The organism is Ureibacillus sp. MALMAid1270, from assembly GCF_049202975.1.
Lineage (GTDB): Bacteria > Bacillota > Bacilli > Bacillales_A > Planococcaceae > Ureibacillus.
Genome location: NZ_JBMIRP010000018.1, coordinates 1 through 18,024 on the forward strand (window position 1 = coordinate 1; position 18,024 = coordinate 18,024).

18 protein-coding genes and 1 pseudogene are annotated in these 18,024 nt (G+C 30.9%); 6 read left to right on the top strand and 13 right to left on the bottom strand.

The genetic code is table 11. From position 1 onward, the window contains the following. The first annotated feature begins 784 nt into the window (after positions 1-784). Positions 785-1,627, top strand: coding sequence for a DUF2268 domain-containing putative Zn-dependent protease (locus tag ACOQFO_RS01240; protein WP_421687899.1), 843 nt, complete (start codon positions 785-787; stop codon positions 1,625-1,627). Continuing rightward, positions 1,614-2,876, top strand: a complete 1,263-nt coding sequence (locus ACOQFO_RS01245) for an MFS transporter (RefSeq protein WP_421687900.1) — start codon at positions 1,614-1,616, stop codon at positions 2,874-2,876. Before ACOQFO_RS01240 ends, ACOQFO_RS01245 begins: the two co-directional genes overlap by 14 nt. 478 nt (positions 2,877-3,354) lie before the next feature. Here the strand turns inward: ACOQFO_RS01245 and ACOQFO_RS01250 are convergent, their stop codons facing one another. The 5 genes from ACOQFO_RS01250 to ACOQFO_RS01270 form a co-directional block, all read right to left on the bottom strand. After that, complete coding sequence (locus ACOQFO_RS01250; RefSeq protein WP_421687901.1) at positions 3,355-3,798, bottom strand: type II toxin-antitoxin system HicB family antitoxin; 444 nt, start codon at positions 3,796-3,798, stop codon at positions 3,355-3,357. 118 nt (positions 3,799-3,916) lie between these two features. Beyond that, complete coding sequence (locus tag ACOQFO_RS01255) at positions 3,917-4,114, bottom strand: type II toxin-antitoxin system HicA family toxin (protein WP_421687902.1); 198 nt, start codon at positions 4,112-4,114, stop codon at positions 3,917-3,919. A 226-nt stretch (positions 4,115-4,340) separates the two neighbouring features. Beyond that, positions 4,341-4,652, bottom strand: a complete 312-nt coding sequence (locus ACOQFO_RS01260) for a type II toxin-antitoxin system RelE/ParE family toxin (protein ID WP_421687903.1) — start codon at positions 4,650-4,652, stop codon at positions 4,341-4,343. A 20-nt stretch (positions 4,653-4,672) separates the two neighbouring features. Then, positions 4,673-5,038, bottom strand: a complete 366-nt coding sequence (locus ACOQFO_RS01265; RefSeq protein WP_421687904.1) for a hypothetical protein — start codon at positions 5,036-5,038, stop codon at positions 4,673-4,675. Positions 5,039-5,240: 202 nt separating this feature from the next. After that, on the bottom strand, positions 5,241-5,498 hold the full coding sequence (locus ACOQFO_RS01270) for a hypothetical protein (RefSeq protein ID WP_421687905.1): 258 nt from the start codon (positions 5,496-5,498) through the stop codon (positions 5,241-5,243). A gap of 444 nt (positions 5,499-5,942) precedes the next feature. Here ACOQFO_RS01270 and ACOQFO_RS01275 point away from each other — a divergent pair, with 444 nt between their 5' ends. Then, on the top strand, positions 5,943-6,362 hold the full coding sequence (locus ACOQFO_RS01275; RefSeq protein WP_421687906.1) for a hypothetical protein: 420 nt from the start codon (positions 5,943-5,945) through the stop codon (positions 6,360-6,362). A gap of 54 nt (positions 6,363-6,416) precedes the next feature. After that, entirely contained in the window at positions 6,417-7,235 is an 819-nt protein-coding gene (locus tag ACOQFO_RS01280; protein ID WP_421687907.1) for a polymorphic toxin type 44 domain-containing protein, read from the top strand. Positions 7,236-7,422: 187 nt separating this feature from the next. Here ACOQFO_RS01280 and ACOQFO_RS01285 read toward each other — a convergent pair whose 3' ends face one another. The 5 genes from ACOQFO_RS01285 to ACOQFO_RS01305 form a co-directional block, all read right to left on the bottom strand. Then, entirely contained in the window at positions 7,423-7,998 is a 576-nt protein-coding gene (locus ACOQFO_RS01285; RefSeq protein WP_421687908.1) for a recombinase family protein, read from the bottom strand. Positions 7,999-8,153: 155 nt separating this feature from the next. Further along, positions 8,154-9,152, bottom strand: coding sequence for a phospholipase D-like domain-containing protein (locus tag ACOQFO_RS01290; protein ID WP_421687914.1), 999 nt, complete (start codon positions 9,150-9,152; stop codon positions 8,154-8,156). Continuing rightward, positions 9,140-9,421 carry a transposase family protein gene (locus ACOQFO_RS01295; RefSeq protein ID WP_421687909.1) on the bottom strand — a complete coding sequence of 94 codons (282 nt, stop codon included), beginning with the start codon at positions 9,419-9,421 and terminating at the stop codon, positions 9,140-9,142. Before ACOQFO_RS01295 ends, ACOQFO_RS01290 begins: the two co-directional genes overlap by 13 nt. 124 nt (positions 9,422-9,545) lie before the next feature. Next, complete coding sequence (locus tag ACOQFO_RS01300) at positions 9,546-10,304, bottom strand: HAAS domain-containing protein (protein WP_421687910.1); 759 nt, start codon at positions 10,302-10,304, stop codon at positions 9,546-9,548. Beyond that, positions 10,294-10,632, bottom strand: coding sequence for a PadR family transcriptional regulator (locus ACOQFO_RS01305; protein WP_421687915.1), 339 nt, complete (start codon positions 10,630-10,632; stop codon positions 10,294-10,296). Before ACOQFO_RS01305 ends, ACOQFO_RS01300 begins: the two co-directional genes overlap by 11 nt. Before the next feature lie 230 nt (positions 10,633-10,862). On the opposite strand from ACOQFO_RS01305, the pseudogene ACOQFO_RS01310 reads away from it, so the two are divergent. Next, positions 10,863-11,953 (top strand): annotated as a pseudogene (locus ACOQFO_RS01310) (ISL3 family transposase); the annotation flags it as partial. A 34-nt stretch (positions 11,954-11,987) separates the two neighbouring features. On the opposite strand, the gene ACOQFO_RS01315 reads toward ACOQFO_RS01310, so the two are convergent. Beyond that, complete coding sequence (locus ACOQFO_RS01315) at positions 11,988-12,842, bottom strand: HNH endonuclease (protein WP_421687911.1); 855 nt, start codon at positions 12,840-12,842, stop codon at positions 11,988-11,990. A gap of 613 nt (positions 12,843-13,455) precedes the next feature. Between ACOQFO_RS01315 and ACOQFO_RS01320 the strand changes: the two genes are divergently transcribed. Beyond that, entirely contained in the window at positions 13,456-13,671 is a 216-nt protein-coding gene (locus ACOQFO_RS01320; protein WP_421687912.1) for a hypothetical protein, read from the top strand. Between the two features lie 398 nt (positions 13,672-14,069). On the opposite strand, the gene ACOQFO_RS01325 is transcribed toward ACOQFO_RS01320, so the two are convergent. Both ACOQFO_RS01325 and ACOQFO_RS01330 read right to left on the bottom strand, forming a co-directional pair. Beyond that, positions 14,070-16,091: a TniQ family protein gene (locus ACOQFO_RS01325; RefSeq protein ID WP_421687913.1), complete on the bottom strand. Its 2,022-nt coding sequence runs from the start codon at positions 16,089-16,091 to the stop codon at positions 14,070-14,072. A 29-nt stretch (positions 16,092-16,120) separates the two neighbouring features. Then, positions 16,121-17,896 (bottom strand): TniQ family protein, encoded by a 1,776-nt coding sequence (locus ACOQFO_RS01330; RefSeq protein WP_421687916.1) that lies wholly within the window; start codon positions 17,894-17,896, stop codon positions 16,121-16,123. Between the last annotated feature and the right edge of the window lie 128 nt (positions 17,897-18,024).

Sequence of the window (18,024 nt, forward strand, 5' to 3'; positions counted from 1 at the left end):
AAGGCAAGTAGTACTTTCTGTTTCTTCTCCAATGAAATCACCTCTATACGCTCCTAACTCTATGAAGTTAGGATTATTTTCATATAAAAGTGGCTCACTTTTCAATTGCTATGGTGGCTCAGTTTTAGCTTATCAAATACAAAGATATGTAAAGTCGAATGTTCCTGAGTCTTTTTAAACTCTTAACTTATATCTAAGGTAGTATTTTAGGGAATGCAAAAAATATCTTATGGGTGCATAATTGACAGAATTATGGTGCTAACGGCACATTCTTTTAAATTAATCCGGTGTTAAATAACTGAATATTCCATTAAATCACTTAAGATTGTACCAATCTTCAATGAAATTATACTTGGCGATTCTCACAGTTCAAAGTTATCGCAATATGTAAATCATTTTGTACATATAAGAACTAGGAAACCAATATTGCAAAAGAAGCATTTCAAGAGAGTCTAAAAAAATACGAAGTGATTCCTTCATTTAGTGAAAAGGTTGCCCTTAAAACAACGCTTGTATCGAATTATTTCACGCCACACTAAAAAGAAGGCTATCGATCCATTCGATAAAGCAAAACTACAGTATGTTTAAAAATTCTTGATTATTATTTTTAACTCATTAGATGGACACGACCTTTCGATAGTTTGACCTTAAACAAGTTGTGTCTATAAATCTATACTACTTTAGTTAATTTGCTATTTTTTAGTGCTTTATTAAAAAATAGCAAATTAAAATTTAAGAATAATACCATTTCAAAGTGTGATTACTAGAAAAGTGAGTGACCATAATGGAGAAAATTGAAATAATTGATACCAAAGAGTTTTTTCAAGAGTTAGTGATCGATGATAATATCGAAAGAAAAAATACTGTTATCCAAAATTTTTTGAAAAGTATAGGTTTAAATGTTCCAAATAAAATATTGGAGCAATTTGGGCATATTCAATGTGAGACTGATAATACGATAATTCAACAAATATATAACCAATTTGAGAATATAAAATTAAATTTGGAAATATGTGGTATTTTAGAAAAACTACAAAAGAGTATATCTGACGTTCCAATAAAATTTGCTCTAATGATGATTACCCCAGAATCAAGGTTCGCCATCGAAGTAATGAAGGGTGTTACGGCACATACAATTAATAAAAATACTATTATTTTTTATGTATACCCATTTGGAAATTTATGGCATGATAAATTGGAGGAAATATGTATACATGAATTTGCTCATGTAATAAGAAATTGTAGATTAGATGATAAAGGTCATTTAACAGTACTAGATGTTTTAGTTGAAGAAGGAATAGCAGAATATACAGTAGGAAGTGTGCTAGGTTTTAATAGAGTAGGAATATGGTCAAATACACCATTAGAAGTTATTTATAATTATTGGCCAATATATAAAAGCTCTTTATTAGAGATAGATGAAAATAAGATTTTTATACTCTTAAATGGGGGTGGTCAACAGAGACTACCTATATGGCTAGGCTATAGCATTGGTTATCAATTAATAGTAAAGTATATGGAAAAAAACTCACATTATAATTTAAACGATTTATTAAATATTAATTCATCTGATATATACTCTTATATTTGCATGAGAGGAGAGCTTTTCTTAAATGAAAAAGACTAAGAAAAAAAACGAAATCAAGAGGATTTTAAAAGAAAATCCAGCATATAAAAAGATATTGCTTAGCAGTACTATCTCCGCATTTTCAAATTGGTTTTCTTTCATTGCTATGTTAATTGTATTAGAAAAAATCACAGATAATGGATTTGAATTTGGAGCATTATGGGCTATTAGCGGACTTGCACCTTTAATTTTTTCTATTTTCTTTGGTGTATATATTGATAGGTTCGATAATAAAAAAAGTATGTTGTTTTGTGAAATAATTAGAGGAATTCTTGTATTAGGCTTTATATTTGTCCCGCTTTTACCAAATAATATCTCATTAGTAGTCTTCTTTTTTATTCGATTTGTAATGGGTCTGTCTTCTTCTTTTATACAATCGGTAAGACAAGTATTAGTCCCGGAATTAGTACCAAAAAATGATTTAGTTACCGCAAATTCATTTAGTTACTCTATTACAAGTATATTAAGATTATCTGGTGCATCAATTGCAGGAGTATTAACGAGCATAGTAAGTATTAATTTGGTCTGGGTAATTTCCTCTATTTTGTTTATATACTCTGCATATATAATATTTACGGCTAAATGGGTGGCTATTAATAAAAAACTTAATAAACAGAAATTCATTAAAGACTTTATTGAAGGACTGAACATTGTAAAATCGGATCGATGGTTATGGATGGTAATATTTAGTTCTATAACTACAGGAATAATTATTGGTTCTTATAATCTCATGATTGTTAAATATGTTTCGGAAATTTATGAAATGGAATATTACGGAACTAGTGTTCTTTATCTTTCAGAAGGGCTTATTTCTTTTCTTTTAAGTTTATGGGTAGCTAGTAGTGGGTTTAAATTTAAGAACATAAAAATGTATGGTGTGATGTATACTTTAATCGGAATAAGTTGGTTTGCTTTTGGGTTTTCCGGAAATTTAGTGGAAGGAGCAATATGTTTAGGGATTTTTGCTTTAGTTTGTGCCTTTGTAGGACCAATAGAAAGAAGTATTTTACAAACTCAAGTTCAACCTAATTTTAGAGGAAGAGTAGCTACCTTATGGAATTTTGCAGGAGGGGCTTCTATACAATTTGGTGCATTTTATACAGGAGCTATTATTTCGTATTTTGGAACTAATTGGGTACCTCAAATGACATCTATTTTCCAAATAATTTTTGGAATTGTATTTATCATATTTGTTAGCAGTGAAAAATTAAGTAAAAATAAGATGTCACTTCTTGAACCTGGTAAGTAAAAATGAAACTGTAAGTACTAAATCTTGAGTATTTCTCAATTATGAAGTAATTATGTTAAATTCGCATTAAGGTTTTTATGAAAAATTTAGAATGTTCAATAATTGGTACATACGGTTAATATTTTTTAAAAAAGTGAATGGATTTAAAGAGCATAGAAGTATTTAATAAATCTAACAAAAGTAGAAATTTCCACTTTAGTTAGATTTTTTTATATTTAGGTAATTTAGGAGTTTTGATTTGTTGAATCTAACAAAGCAACATCTTCCAACCTCTTAAAATGTTCCTTATCCTAGGTTGAAAACATAGAGTTTTGAGAAACTGCATTTCGATTGTTAAATTGAAAAGAAACATCACCTCCTTCATATCTAAGAGGTGATGTTTCATAAAAATATATATGTTAATGTTTTCCAGTAAAGAAAGATGAAACTACAATCCTTATGTCTCTTTCATTATTCATTATGTTGTATTTATAATGCTTTAAAAATGATCTTTAACATTTAAACGCTCTTTTAATGCGTCTTGAAGAACTTGAGAGAAATTAATATTATTCTCCTCAGCTAGATCATTAATCCATTTAGGTATAGTTAATGTTTTTTTCAAAGTTACTCTTTGTACGCGCGACCGTACAAGAGGCATAAAAACATTGACTAAAACAACTACCTGGTTTTTATCAACAGATAGTTCATTAATTTTAGATGGTGAAGGAATCTCTTCATTATCTTCTTCCATCCCAAATAAATGTAATCCTAAGGCTTCGTTAGCATTACGATATGCTTCCTCGTCAGTGTCTGCACATGTATAAACACCTGGAAGGTCAGGAAACTCCACAGAAATCCCGTCATCAGCATAATCAAAAATAGCTGGGAATGTATATGACCGTTTTGAATCTTGAGTTCCTTTTTCAAGCATACGTGCTACCATTTCTAACACTCCTTCCTTTTAAATAATTAGATACACTAAAATGTTTTGTTTTGTCTAAAAATGTTTTGAATGGACTACTTCTAAAGGAATTTAATAAAGGTGCTGGAACCAGCAGGGACTAATTAATATTAATCCCAGCTTGTGCCGCAATACTTTTTACCGTTTTGATTGTTAGGTTTTTTCTCGGATGTGGAACTGTAACCTTACCAATCATTGTCGGATGTTTGTATTGAGCATGACTTCCAACAGTATTTACTAAGTACCATCCATCTTTTTTTAGAAGCTGGATGATTTCCTTAGAAGAGTAGGACTTCACAAACATTCCTCCTTCATAGTATATGTAAATATGAATTTTTGATACGTATAATAATACGCATTTTATACGTGTTATTATACGTGTTTAAATTTACTGTGTCAATCTTTGAGAATATAAATTTCACACTTCGATTATTTTAGATCAAGAATATATTTAGCCATGGAGAAATTGTATGGTACATTAAATGCAAAAAAACATCTTCCCACAAAAGAAGATGTTTTAGCCATTATTTTATTCGTTTGTTAGCATTTTTATAGACTTCTTCATCATCACGTTTGCCAATAGCGATAATATCAATAATTTCAATTCTATCATTATTATTAAGCCTATAAACAATACGTATCCCTAATTTTCTAAGCTTTACTTTTCTACACCCAACCAAAATAATTCCACGTTTATTTTCTAGGGGATCTCCAATTTCATCACCACGTTCAGAGATCTTTTCTAAAGCTTTCATTACATATTTCTTTTCGCTACCGTCTAGTGTTTCGTATTCAGCTTTAGCATCTTCAAAAAATTCTAGTTTAAATCTCGCCATCTTTCAGAAACAACTCCTACTCATTCAAATAGGTCGTCGTCCGAAATATCCCAATCTTTAACTTTTTCCATTTCACGAATGCCATTAACGCCTAACACTTCCTCGAGTGAATGTTTACGTTTTTCGCCAGAATCAGTATCTTGAATGCGTAAAGCTACACGTAGTGCTAATATTTCTTCTTCCAGATTATCGATAAACGTATATAATGCTTCATAATCATCGATATTAATTAATACAGAGTCAGGTTTGTTGTTTTCAAGGATTAACCTTGGAGCGAACTTGGCATTTTTTCGCAATGCTGAAAAATTTCGAGCTGCTTCAGAAGCAGCTACTAATTGCTCAATTTCGAACAGCGGCCTTTTAGTGAAAAACGCTGCTTTGCCCATTAATTTATTCCTCCCTATACATCAACACAATAGCTCTCTTTATAATTTTCTAAGTCTGCTTTGCCCTAAACTCGTCAATCAGGAGGCTGTTGTTGTTTGTTGATGTGTTATTTACATTATATATTATGTAATAAGATATGTAAAATGATACATAAAATGATGTGTAAAATAAATATAATGTAAGTTTTATTTGTAAAAGTGATCAGAGTTGGGAATTATTTACATAATGGGCTATTTTCATTGTTGCGTCAACTTGTGGAGAGGTATCTTTCTGTGTATCTGAATTGTTTTCAACATTTATTTTGATATTAATCTCACTATTTGAATCACCTTTAATCTCAATATTTATTTCTGATTTAACAGGTGAGTCAGGTATAGGTACAAGAATTTGCACATCTCCAACTATGGCTAGGATAATTGAAATCTTATAGAGGATGTCCCAAAATGTTTCATTAGACATAACGTTCTTTATTTGAAATAGACTTGTTAAAAACCCTCTAATGCTATCTTTTACTACTTGTTTAGTATCTTGATCGAATGGGTAATGTTGTTGTGCAATTGCAGCTAGGGGTAGCGTCAGGAAAATGCGAATTTACAACTTTAAGGAAAGTACAATATTAAAAAACCTAATTTTTAGGAGAAAGGTAGGGACCCCTTAAAGTTAGAGTTTTTCTATGCAGCTAATTGGCTGGTTTGAGTTCGGTATTATAGCGAAGTAGAAAACTAAATCCCAAAAAATTACACTTTGCATATACCAAAGTAGGTGCGTGATATTAAAAGTGGTGAGATTGTTGCTGTTGGGAATTTGGTCAACAATTTTAGTGGCAGAAGTTTCTCAAGAAGTTTTAGAGGGTATAGGGAGATACAATGTGTAATTGAAATGAATTTTTGTAGGGGTGAGTATATGAAAAATTTTATTAGATTAATATTTGTTAGTATTATATATGCCTTGTTTTTTGTGTTAGAGACAGAACTTATGCTAAATGTTTATCGCATTAGTAGACTTATAAATATAGGGGTAGAAACAGTATCGATTTTGATTACTATACTAGTTATATTATTAGTGATACTCAGTACTTTTATATTCTATGTACTAAATTTAAATTTTTTAAAACAAACCAAGTGGAATTACTTGGGTTCATTTATTTGTTTGCCTTTTATTAGCCTTTTTATATTTTTGTTTACTATTATATTCCCTATGCATAATGAAGGGGACAGACCTGTTCCTATTATGGGATTATTTTTTGCGACGAGTGTAATATTATATCCATTTTATCTTTTAATAATAATAGCTATTTCCTCAAAAAATAGAGAAAATGTTTAATAATTACATAAATGGTTACTGTTGTTATAATACGATTAAAAGGAGATGTGGATAATGAGGAAAATATTAACTTCTTTATTGCTTTTAGTAGCGTTTTCTTTATTTGGAGCAACACATGATGCATTTGCTAATACTAATGATTCGAGCAAAGAAAGTTTGATTGAAAATGATGAAATTTTTAAAAAGGCAGTGGATTTAGGATTAGTTAATCTAGAAAGTAATGGTGAAATAATTTATTTAGGTGATGAGAAAAGTTTAGAGATAAGTAGTGAATCATACACTGAATTTTTAGAAAAAATAGAGAGTTCTAACTTCTTGGTAGGTTTAAAGGTTGCTAAAGTAGACAATGAATATAATATCATTCTTCTTTCCAGTGAAGAGATTGCAGATGTTATATATGAAAATGATAAGAAATCAAAGTCAAATGTAAATTTAGATTCGAGTGTAACTCCTTTTGGCATAGATCCTGGCTTACCAACAATAAATTTAAAAAGTTTAGTAGAGAGTAATAAAAGAGAATTAGAAGATTTCTATAGTGCTGTTTTAAAAACTTCTCCGCAAACTGCTTATTATGCTGCAGTAGGTTACTTCGTAGGCAAGGTGAGAGAAGGTGGTGAATGGGATTATAAAATTCAACCTGGATATAGATATTGGTATAAAGAATGGACAGCATATACTTATTCTGGCACAAGAATAATAAATACCGAATATATTGGTAACTATAACTATGCTTACGTAGGAGAATCGCTATTTTCTAAAAATACTTTACTTATAGGTGGCGCTAGTGTAGGAGCGGGTGTTGGACAACCTGAAGATGACAATGATAGACAAGCTATTATTGAAGGTTTTGATGATGCGGTTAGATATTGGTAGCTTTTTTAAACCCGATTAACTTAATGTTAAATCGGAGGAATTCAGACAAAAATGAATTAATTAAAAAAGTTTTATCCCCCAAAGCGGAGGATAAAAACTTTTAATTAATTGAACACTGATTTTTCCGACCTTCAATCAAGACATTCAAAAACTCATTCATTTTCACACATATCAAACGGATTTTACATTAATTAATTCCTTTGCTTTCATTAATAATTTTATAAACAGTTGCTCTACCAATTCCATATTCTTTAGCAAGGTCGGTCGCGCTCTCGCCGGAATTAAACAATTTAACTACCATACGTTTGGTTTTATCATCAATAGCAGGTCTTCCTCCAACTTTACCTCGCTTACGTGCTGCTTCAAGTCCTGCTTTTGTACGTTGTTGAATAATATCGCGTTCGAACTCTGCAAAGACGGCCAACATCCCGAACATTGCTTTGCCTGTCGGGGTAGTTGTATCAAAGCTATCATTGATACTTACGAACTCAACGCTTTTGTCTTTAAGTTGATCAGTTAATTGATACAATTCCTTAGTACTGCGAGCCAAGCGATCAAGTTTGTAAACAACAAAGACATCACCCTTAGTCGCTGCCTTCAATGCGTTCTGCAATTCTAGACGGTCTTTTCGAGAACTGATTTTTTCAAGATACATAACTAACTCAAGACCTTTCTCTTTAGCATACTTTTCAATAGCAAGTTGCTGCATGTCTAAATTTTGGTCCTCAGTACTAACTCGTGCATATCCAATGATTCGGGTCATAAAATTACCTCCAATCGTCTATTTCCCATACGTTTTATATAATACTTATAATAGACGAGTAAATAGATAAATACAAATAAAACCAGCGACCAAAACGTGAATTTTTGATCCCTGGTTATTTTGTTTATAAAACGGTGGTTAAATAGACTGTTAGTTTATTTGATTTTTAATGTATTAACAATCTCAGTCGCCCTTAAGTCGTTTAATCGATAGTACCATCCACCTGAATTATTACTCTTAGGTCTAGGGTTATTCGGTAAGGCGAGTTTCTTTTCTAAAATATAAAATTTATAGTGTTTATCATTTTCGAATTTAAATCCATCTTGGCGTTCAACAATATAATTATATAAGCGTTTATGAATATCGACAGGAAAATTATACTTTTCTATATCATCTTTCCAACTAGTCATATTAAATGTAACTGTATCTATAATTTCATATACAGCCTTCATGTGACCACCTTTTGGATATCTGAATGTAATATATTTAGTCGATTTATATCGATAACTCACTGGATGTGAATGGATTGCAAAATTTTCTACAATTTCATAAGTACTACCTATTGGTACAGAAAGTACAATAGCATCTTTATCTATAGTATTACTGTTTGAAAGACTTGCTCCCCATGTGAAACTTAATTTTGGATCGGGTACTGTAGGTATTAAATTCTCCTTCGTCTCTAGTTCCAATTCAATCATAGCTTTGTCTACATACCAATTTCCAGAATCCAATATATCCATGTATAGTGATTTGGCGTAGTTTATTAATAGTATAGCATCATCATTGGGACTTTGAATTAACAGCAATAATTCTATGTTCTTTGTTAGTCCGTTTTGAGTAAAATTTGCTGAGCCAGTAAAAACAGTTCGATTATCAATGATATATAATTTTGTATGAAGATTTTGAAGTGCTAAAATATCTGCACCAGCTTGGTTCAACAAGCTTAGAGCTTCTATACTGCTACCACCATTATTAAATAAAGCTCTGTCAAAACGAGTGATAACTGTACATTTGATATTATTGTTCTTTACTATATCTCCTAGAATCTTGGCTGTTTCCATACTAATGAATGGGCTAATTACCATTATTGATTCCTTACTTTGTCTAAGTGCATGAAATAATTCTTCTTTAAGATTTTCCGTTATAAGTTGGATAGTATGTCACCTCTAAAAAAAGTTTCATTACATTCCCTGCATTTATATCGTTGGCGATTTACATAAATACCGACACGTTTTGCGTGCATTGGCAAGTCAAAAAATAGCTGTTTTTTCTTGCCATGTTTATATAAGTTTGCAATAGTGCCACATTTTCTACAATATGAAGGAGATAGATTAGTAGATTCAACTAAAAATCTATAATCATATTCACTTTCGTCCATATCCAGAATCCTAAAATTTGATAGATTGATCATATTATTCAACATTTACTTATCCCTTCAGTTTTTAAAATCAAAGTAAACAAGTTATCAAAGCAGCTTATAGAAACTCAAACTAAAATAAGAGTTTAAACAAATGTTTCCATAAGTTTATCTTTGTAATGGTCAATTTTCACTTATCTTTTTCCAATTTAGACAATATCCAAAGATAAATTGCTATTCCACCAAAACTTATTATCATACTTAGGATAAGTTGTGTTTCATGTTGTAGTGGTGTTAGGTTAAGGAAATAATCAGGTAATGTTAACAATGCTGTTATAATGATTAGAATCCATGTCTTAGCCCAAACGGAAATACCGATTACAAATAGTAAAGTAATTCCACCAATTATTAAACTCCCTATATTGTCAAAATGAACGGTAGGGGTCCAAATCACTTTATCAAGAAAGGTTAATCCTAAAAATAAAACCAATGGGAGCAATCCAATACCAAAGATCAATACACCTCGTTTAACATTAGATTGATTTATTGTTGAAATGTATTTAAACCCTTTAAAAACAGCTGTAATGAATATAGCAGTAATTATTATATACCCGCCCATTTCCAATAGAGAATATGAAAGGTTTCCTGCCATTAAATCAGAGAAAATTTTAAAAGAAAAGGATCCAAAAATGATAAGACAAATGTATTTGAACCATGTTCGATAATCCATGGTCATTTCATCAGAAATCATCTCCATGTATTCTTTCGGAGATTTACCAATAATTTTTTCAATGGATTTCCCACTTTTTTCTGCTTCGGACAAATGGATCTCTAATTCATTCACAATTCCCTCAATTTCACCCCATTGTTTTCCACTTGAAAATAAGTAAACACGTAAGTTTTCTATGAAGTTTTGACTCTTTGTAGAAAGCTGTAATTCACGTTTCATCTTGATTACCTCCATTTGTAATTGTATATTGTTGGATCACTCCGTTGACATTGCTCTGTAAATTCTGCCAACGTTCTATAAAATTTTTCAATTCCAAATCACCCTTTGGTGTGAGTGAGTAGTATTTTCTTCTTGGTCCTGCTGTAGACTTTTTTAAAGTAGATGTAATTAATTCCTCTTTTTGCATCCGCATTAGCAATGGATAAATTGTCCCCTCACTAAAAGAGTGAAAACCATAACTTTCAAGTTTTTCTGCCATTTCGTAACCATATACTTCCTTATCCTTAATGATTGCCAGTAAACAACCTTCAATAATGCCCTTTAGCATTTGTGTTGTCGACAAATTTCTTCCTCCTTCCTTACTAACTTGTAATACAAGGGTTATGATTACAAAAGTATCTTGCATTACATGATATACATGAAGGATAGCATCATTAGTCTTGTAATGCAAGGTAAAAATCGATATAAGAAGAATTCCACACAATAATAATCCGATTTACGGTTGTATATTCAACAATTAAATAAAAGTTTTTTCCACACGATAATCCGAATACCCCTTTTTTTGAAGACCTTCCTGACATGGATGTAAATCGTTCTGTAACTAATAGGCTAATAGATTGGATTCAAAAAGCAAGTCTTGAAAGGACCTTTACCAGCGTTGCAGACGATATAGGCGTTGATGAAAAGACTGTACGAAACATCTTCAATGACTATGTTGCTGAACTTGAATCACAAACAGATTTTAGAACTCCGAAATGGCTTGGTATTGATGAAGTCCACTTACTAAAATACTATCGTTGTGTTATTACTGACGTTGAAAACAGGGCGGTAATAGATATTTTACGAAAACGAAACAAGAATGTAGTTATTAATTACCATTCGAATCTACAAGACATTGAAAAAATTGAACTTGTAGCAATGGATATGTGGAATACTTATAAAAGTGCTGTTAACACAGTGATACCACATGTCAAAATCGTAATTGACAAATTCCATGTCGTTAAATTAGCTAATGAAGCCTTAGAGAAAGTTCGAAAAGCTAACCGTCAAAATGTTACAGCCAAAGAACGTAGACAACTTATGAGAGAACGTTATGGTCTTCTTACAAGGAGCAGAGACTTAACAGACTTTGATGACCAGATAAAGTTGCAAGTATGGACTCAAAATTTTCCATTACTTGGATAGGCTTATGAACTCAAAGAGCAATTCTTTGATATTTATGAAGCTGAATCAATCAACGATGCCTATAAACTTTATCAAAATTGGGTTTCAAATGTTCCTAAAGAATTAATGACTTATTTTGAAGAAGATTTGATTAAAGCTATGAATAATTGGGAAGAAGAAATATTCAACATTTCAATTCTCCTATTACAAACGCTTATACAGAATCCCTTAATCGCTTAATTAAAACAATGAACCATGTTGGACGTGGCTACTCTTTTGAAGCCCTCAGAGCAAAAATTTTGTTTACTCAAGGCTATCGTAAAGTTAAAAAGAAAAAGAAATTCAAAGAAGTTGAAGTTACTTTTGGTAAAATGTTGCCTGATCAATTCCCAAGTTGGTCACAAACTGGCTATGAATGGGTGTATGAGGAAATCTATGGTGCTGATTTTTCCACACTAACCAAAGCTATGGAAGAGGGTACCTTTTACCCTCTTTCCACACTATTTTCCGATTACCCAATTATAGAAACACATTTTTTCTATGCCATTTAAGATAATTTTCCATTTCGCGATTTAATATTAAAATCGTTGAATCAGTATGTATATTCATTGCTGCAATAGTGGCCAAATTTATTCTGTTTGATATTAATACTCGACCGTCTTTGTCGAAAGTAATAAAACCACTATCAAACAATGCATCATGATTTGGACATAGGAGTAGACCGTTATTGATATCGGTGCGTTCAATGTTACTACAATCTCTCCAAGGCTTTATATGACTAGCAATAAGCAACTTAGGCTCGTTAGTACTACATAGAGCACACTTAGAGTTTTTGTTTAACAATTTTGTTCGAAATGCTCCTTGCACAGTTCGGATTTTCAATATCATCTCCTTTTCTGTTTGACCGACATCAAAAATCTGATTTAATGTTGGAAATTTATTATGCCAGAGTTCTTCAATAGCTTTGCTATATTCAACTGAAAGTAAATAATTAGTTTGATTAGCCATTCTGAAAATCAATAAGTTTTCAAGTAATTTGTGTGATTTCAATTCAGATCTGAACAACATATTTTCAGGATCGAATTCAAGTATTTTTAATCTAGCTGCGTAGTAAGGGTTTTGAGGAGGTTCAATCCAATATTTATTCTCATCAGGTAAATACTTAATAGGTTCTCCGATAACCTCACACCTTGCTAATATCCCACCTGTTCCGGGTTTTCCACCATCGGCTTTCCAAATATAAACAATGTCTCCGTTTTGGATATCCTTTACAAAATGCTTTTGACGTATCGACCACCAAATTTCTTCGTAGTCTGTCAAATACTCAATGATTTTAAATTTATTCGGATTACCTTGAAATATCCATGTATTCATAAGCGACCTCCAATTAACAGTCATAACTTAATATCCTTTAATGAAAGCTTAGCATAAATCGTCCATTTTCTAAAAAAGGTCTTATTCTATCAACCCACCAATATTTTTCCCTTTATTTAGCACGGTAGTAATATCAATTTGGAATATTACCTGGTTAAATAAGCGTATATCAGATCTTATATGGCCAAAGATACAGTGGTCATTTTAAGTAAAACGCTTTAAATTAAGTGATAACGAACACAACCAACCAACTAAAAGTTGATTTACGTGGCTAAAGTTAGTATATAATACGATGGTTATATGGAATTGTAGTCATCTATCGTTTTGAATATTCCCTTTGCAAAGATAATTAGAATAAAGAGGATGACAACTCAAGGGAATCACTTATCAAAATGGAAATAATCATACAAAGTTATTGGGGAAAGTATTTAAGTTTATTGTTTCTTAAATAAATTCTCCAAATAGGGTTCTGAGCCTAACGTTAATGATAGATAATTGAAATGAATGGTAGGAGTATAATTTAACCCTGGTTTGTTAAAGAGGATTATACCTTCAAAAAATTGAATAGAATAATAGAAATTGAGTTTATTTATAATATTGGAGGTTGTGAGAAATGGAAATCGCAAAAATCGAATTGCCAGATCAGGGACGAATTGCTTGGATGATACTGGACCTAATGTATAAAAATCAAAGAATGAATCTAAAAACTGAATTGCGTCCTCAATTAGAAAGCTTTTTTGAACTAACTGAAGATCAAAAGTCTAGAAAATATGAAACTGGTAGTAAAGAAAAACTTTTGGAAAGCACGAGTGAGAGCTGCAAAACATAATGTTTTTGGGAAATATGGACTTGTTATTAGTGCTGAAGATGAAGATGATGTTGTGACCGTCAAGTAAAAATGAACAGTTTTTGCTCGTTTGAAATGAACATTTTCGCTAATCTATTTCTTTTTTAAATGTCGTTATGTTATGTGGTAAACGCTCCTACCCAAAATACTAAAGATTTAGGGCAGGAGTAATAATACAACTAAAATTAAAATGGAGTTATTCCAAGTAAATCCTGTAATTGTTCTTCCAACTCTTGTTGTGAATTATAATTAATGCTGTCATTAAATACGGGTGTTTTAAGCCGTTTTTATAATAAGAAATAGACACATTTTATATTAAGTAATGTCATAATCCAGATAAATTATAAGAACATCTGTCATAAACCGAATTTTTACCAGTTCTACTCAATATCTGTTATTACATTTCTAATAAATTGCCTTAGTCCTTTATATATTCCTTGATTGCCTTTAAGAGTTTTTACTGTAATACCAAGGTTTTGACTCAGGAGATTCATATCAATTCTTCCATATTCTTCATAAACTTCAATGACTTGCTTTTCTAAATTTCTTCTTCGTATCTCTTTTTGTTTAATTTTACTTTCCTTAGCTAATTTAGAAATTTGTTCAGCAATATCAGGAAAATTCTTCTTCATATATTTTACATTTTTTCCGATAGATCTATATATTTCTTGGGCAAATATTTGCTGCTCATTATCCCTCTTAACATTAATAAAAGCAGCAATATTTTCAATAATAGTTGCTTTTTCTTCATTTTTATCTAATGAAAGTTTTGTCGATTTTCTATAAATTATTTCCTCATTTATCTTATGATAACGCAAAGTTGCCTCAGTGATATTTAATGTAGCTGCAACTTCTTTTACAGAAATCTCTATATTATCTTTTATTAGATTTTCAATAGTATCATCGACCTTATCTACTAAGTATTGATAATTTGTTTTGTTTAACTTCCGTTGATTTTGCTGTAGGTATATGTATTCTTGTACCATTGGATGCCAGAAATAATAATATGTTGTGATTGCATTCCAGCCAAAAAGTTTCCTTGTCGCTCTAGCTAACTTTTCGTTATTACGCCAGTATGGTTTTAAAATTGTAAAATGTTTTATTAATGTTTCCACATCTATCTTTATATTTTCTAATTTTTTAACTTCTACACTTTGATAACGAGCAAGATACCCAAGATAAAATCTGAGTTTATAAAAATCAATCTTTAGTATTAATGCAATATGTTTTAAATAAATACCCTTAATTAAAAGTTCCTTAATTTTCTGAATTAAACTGTATGAAATATTGATTTCTTCCCACTGTTTGTTGTCCTTGCGAAGACCAATTTGTACCCAACAATTTGTACACACGTAAAATTTATCATATAAATACTCCTTAGGCAGATACACACTTTTTGAAGAAGTTTTTAAATCCTTTATTCCATTTATTGTTCCATGGAGTTTACACCATGGGGAACTACACGTTGTATGAATCTCTATTTTCATCTTCTCTTTATATTTTAATAATAATTTATAAAACGATAAAGGAACTTGTTGTGAAAATATCTCCCTTAATTCAATATTTAAGTTTCTTAAAGTATCCAATATAATGCTTGGGCTTAATTTTTCATCTATCTTATTTCTTGCTAGTCTAAATAGTTTTTTTGCCTGTGAAGGTTCATAGTGAGGATGTTTTTTGGAGTTAAGATTACTATTCTGAGGCGTAGTTAAATATAATAATAACAACGCAATCTTATTATGTATTCTCTGGGGATTGTGCAAATAAGGAATCCCTATAGCACTTAAATCCCCTAATATAAATTCCCAATCTCTATGAATCCTCAATTGTTTTTGAATTAATTCTGGATCTTGTAACGGTACATCTATTTCCCCATACAATTTACTTTCACAATTATCACATTGTAGATGATTCAGGCTATTCTTGTTTATATATGGCTGGTGATACCCACATTTAGAGCATTTTGTATTAATCCTTATTAAATGTTTTTCGCATATCTCAATCTCTTTAACCTGCCACGAAAGTTGATATACCCCTTCTTCCTCAAGACATTTACTACAGAAGCGGCGGTGCCTTTTTTCTATTTCTTTTCCAAAAACCCTTTTCCCAGCAGATCCGGGATAAAATAGACTCACAATTGGCTCAAAAGAATGACGTTTCAACTCAACTACACCGATATTTAGTAGTCTTTCCAATTTATTCAAATGGACAATATCACTTGGGAATAAATCAAACTTATAAGAAAAATTCCTGTCAACTTTATATCCATTTGGATTATTTATTAATTGCCATAATTCTAAAATACTTATTTTATTTTCATCTGCTACTCTAATTAGGTAACCTAATAAAGACTCTCCTGCCTTTAATTTAGGTCTTATTGTGAAAATTTGATTCCTCTCCATTAAATACCTCTTTACACAAAAGCTAATTTTTATTCTATCGCTTCTCTTAGAAATCCTAGTTTATATGCTATATATCTTGTTAAATCCTTGTCTATTCTCCATAACACTGTTCTACCTATGTTTAGATACTCATACAGACCTTTTGATGAGATTTGCTCTGGTGGTGTAACTTCAAGATAAATTTCCAGCTTAGACTTAATATCCTCTCTCATCTTATCTAGTCGATAACTTCGCTGATATTGCTTTATTTGCGCAATGTAATTATTACATCCCCAATTTCTTACTGTCTCAGGTGCAACTCTTATTTTTTTACTGACATTTTTTATCGTTATATCCTCATCATTCTTGAACATATCATCTACAATTTTCTTAACCAACAAATAATTCGAGCTCTTATTAGATATATTCCTTGTATCTTCTTCAGGCTTTCTTTGATTCCTAGTCAATTCATTTATCACATCAATATGATATCTATAGAGTAAAAACTCACTGTAACTCATCCAAATATCCCATTGTCTAATCTGTTTTATTTGTTGACCTTCCCTTATTCCTTGTATGAATTTCAATAATTTATTTGATTCAATAGTAAACCCCTGGAAATTTAGAGATACTTTTCCATCTCTACTAGTAAAATAAGCTATTATTCTTCGAGTTTTATCAATAGGCATATTTAAAATAGTAGATACTGTCTTTAAGCTCAAGTTGTTAAAATCATGGTTGACCAATTTATTATAAGCAGAGATAAAATTGGATCGTTCAACAAGTTGCTCGCAATTATTTAACGCATATTCACAACCACAATCTTTACATAAGAGGTAGTACTTTAATTCGGTTTCATCTTTTTTCCTTTTCATGCTAGTACCAGTTTTGATAAGAGACCCCCACTTTTCAAAAGAAGAACACCAGGGGGCAATACAGGAAATAGTATCGATTTTCTTTCTAATTTTAAGCTCATTTCTAAAAGTTTGTGGTACCTCTAGATATAATAATTGTTTCAAGTTTGTGTTTCTTTCCCCTAATATATTTAACACAATCTTCAGATGTAGATTTTTATTTTTCGTTATTGTACCCCTAGCATGTTGGAGCAAGGTCGGTAGAGAAGTATGTGTATTTAAGTTTTTACTAATTAAATCTCTATCTAATACATCGTTAAATTCATTTAATAAAAATAATAATTTTAGAGCCATCTCATTATTTTCGATGAAAGACAAACTATTATTTAACAAAAAATTCCAAGAACTTATCGTATTTTTGTCTATTTCTTCATCTTTAGGGTTTTTATCGATTGATCTTTTTAATAAGAAACCACAATGCGGGCATTCACCAATAGAATTTATTTCTTTATAGAGAATTACTTCGTTGCAGCTCATACACTTATCGAAGAGTATTTTATTGTGTTTTAAACAACCATTAACACCTTCTAATTTCCATATAGTCCTATAATAATTACCTTCATACAGACAATCTGAACAATAACATAATTTCTTTTTAACTAAGTCAGTTATGTTCCTCACTCTTGAATAATTACTGTCCGAAAACTTTGTTATCATCTTTAAAAAGGTCCCATTTAGTAATAATGTTCTATCAACATTAACCATTCTGGCTAATTTATCAATATCAAGAATACTAAGTGGGGAAAAATCCATTAAGTCCATATCACTTCTTTGAACATAATGTGAGATGTTATTGTCAAAACTAGAGCAAAATTTTAAAATGTCGATTCCGTTTGCAGTTGCTAGTCGAATAATAAAACTTGAAAATAATTCATCTTCATATGGACGAACTCTTATACTAACCTGAATTATTCATAAAAAATCTTTGATAACCAAATAATGCTTATCTATCAAGGTATTGAGCTAAATGGTCCATGCATCAAATAAATGAAAAAAGAATCCATTTCTGATATGGTTAAAGCAACGATGAAATAACCACA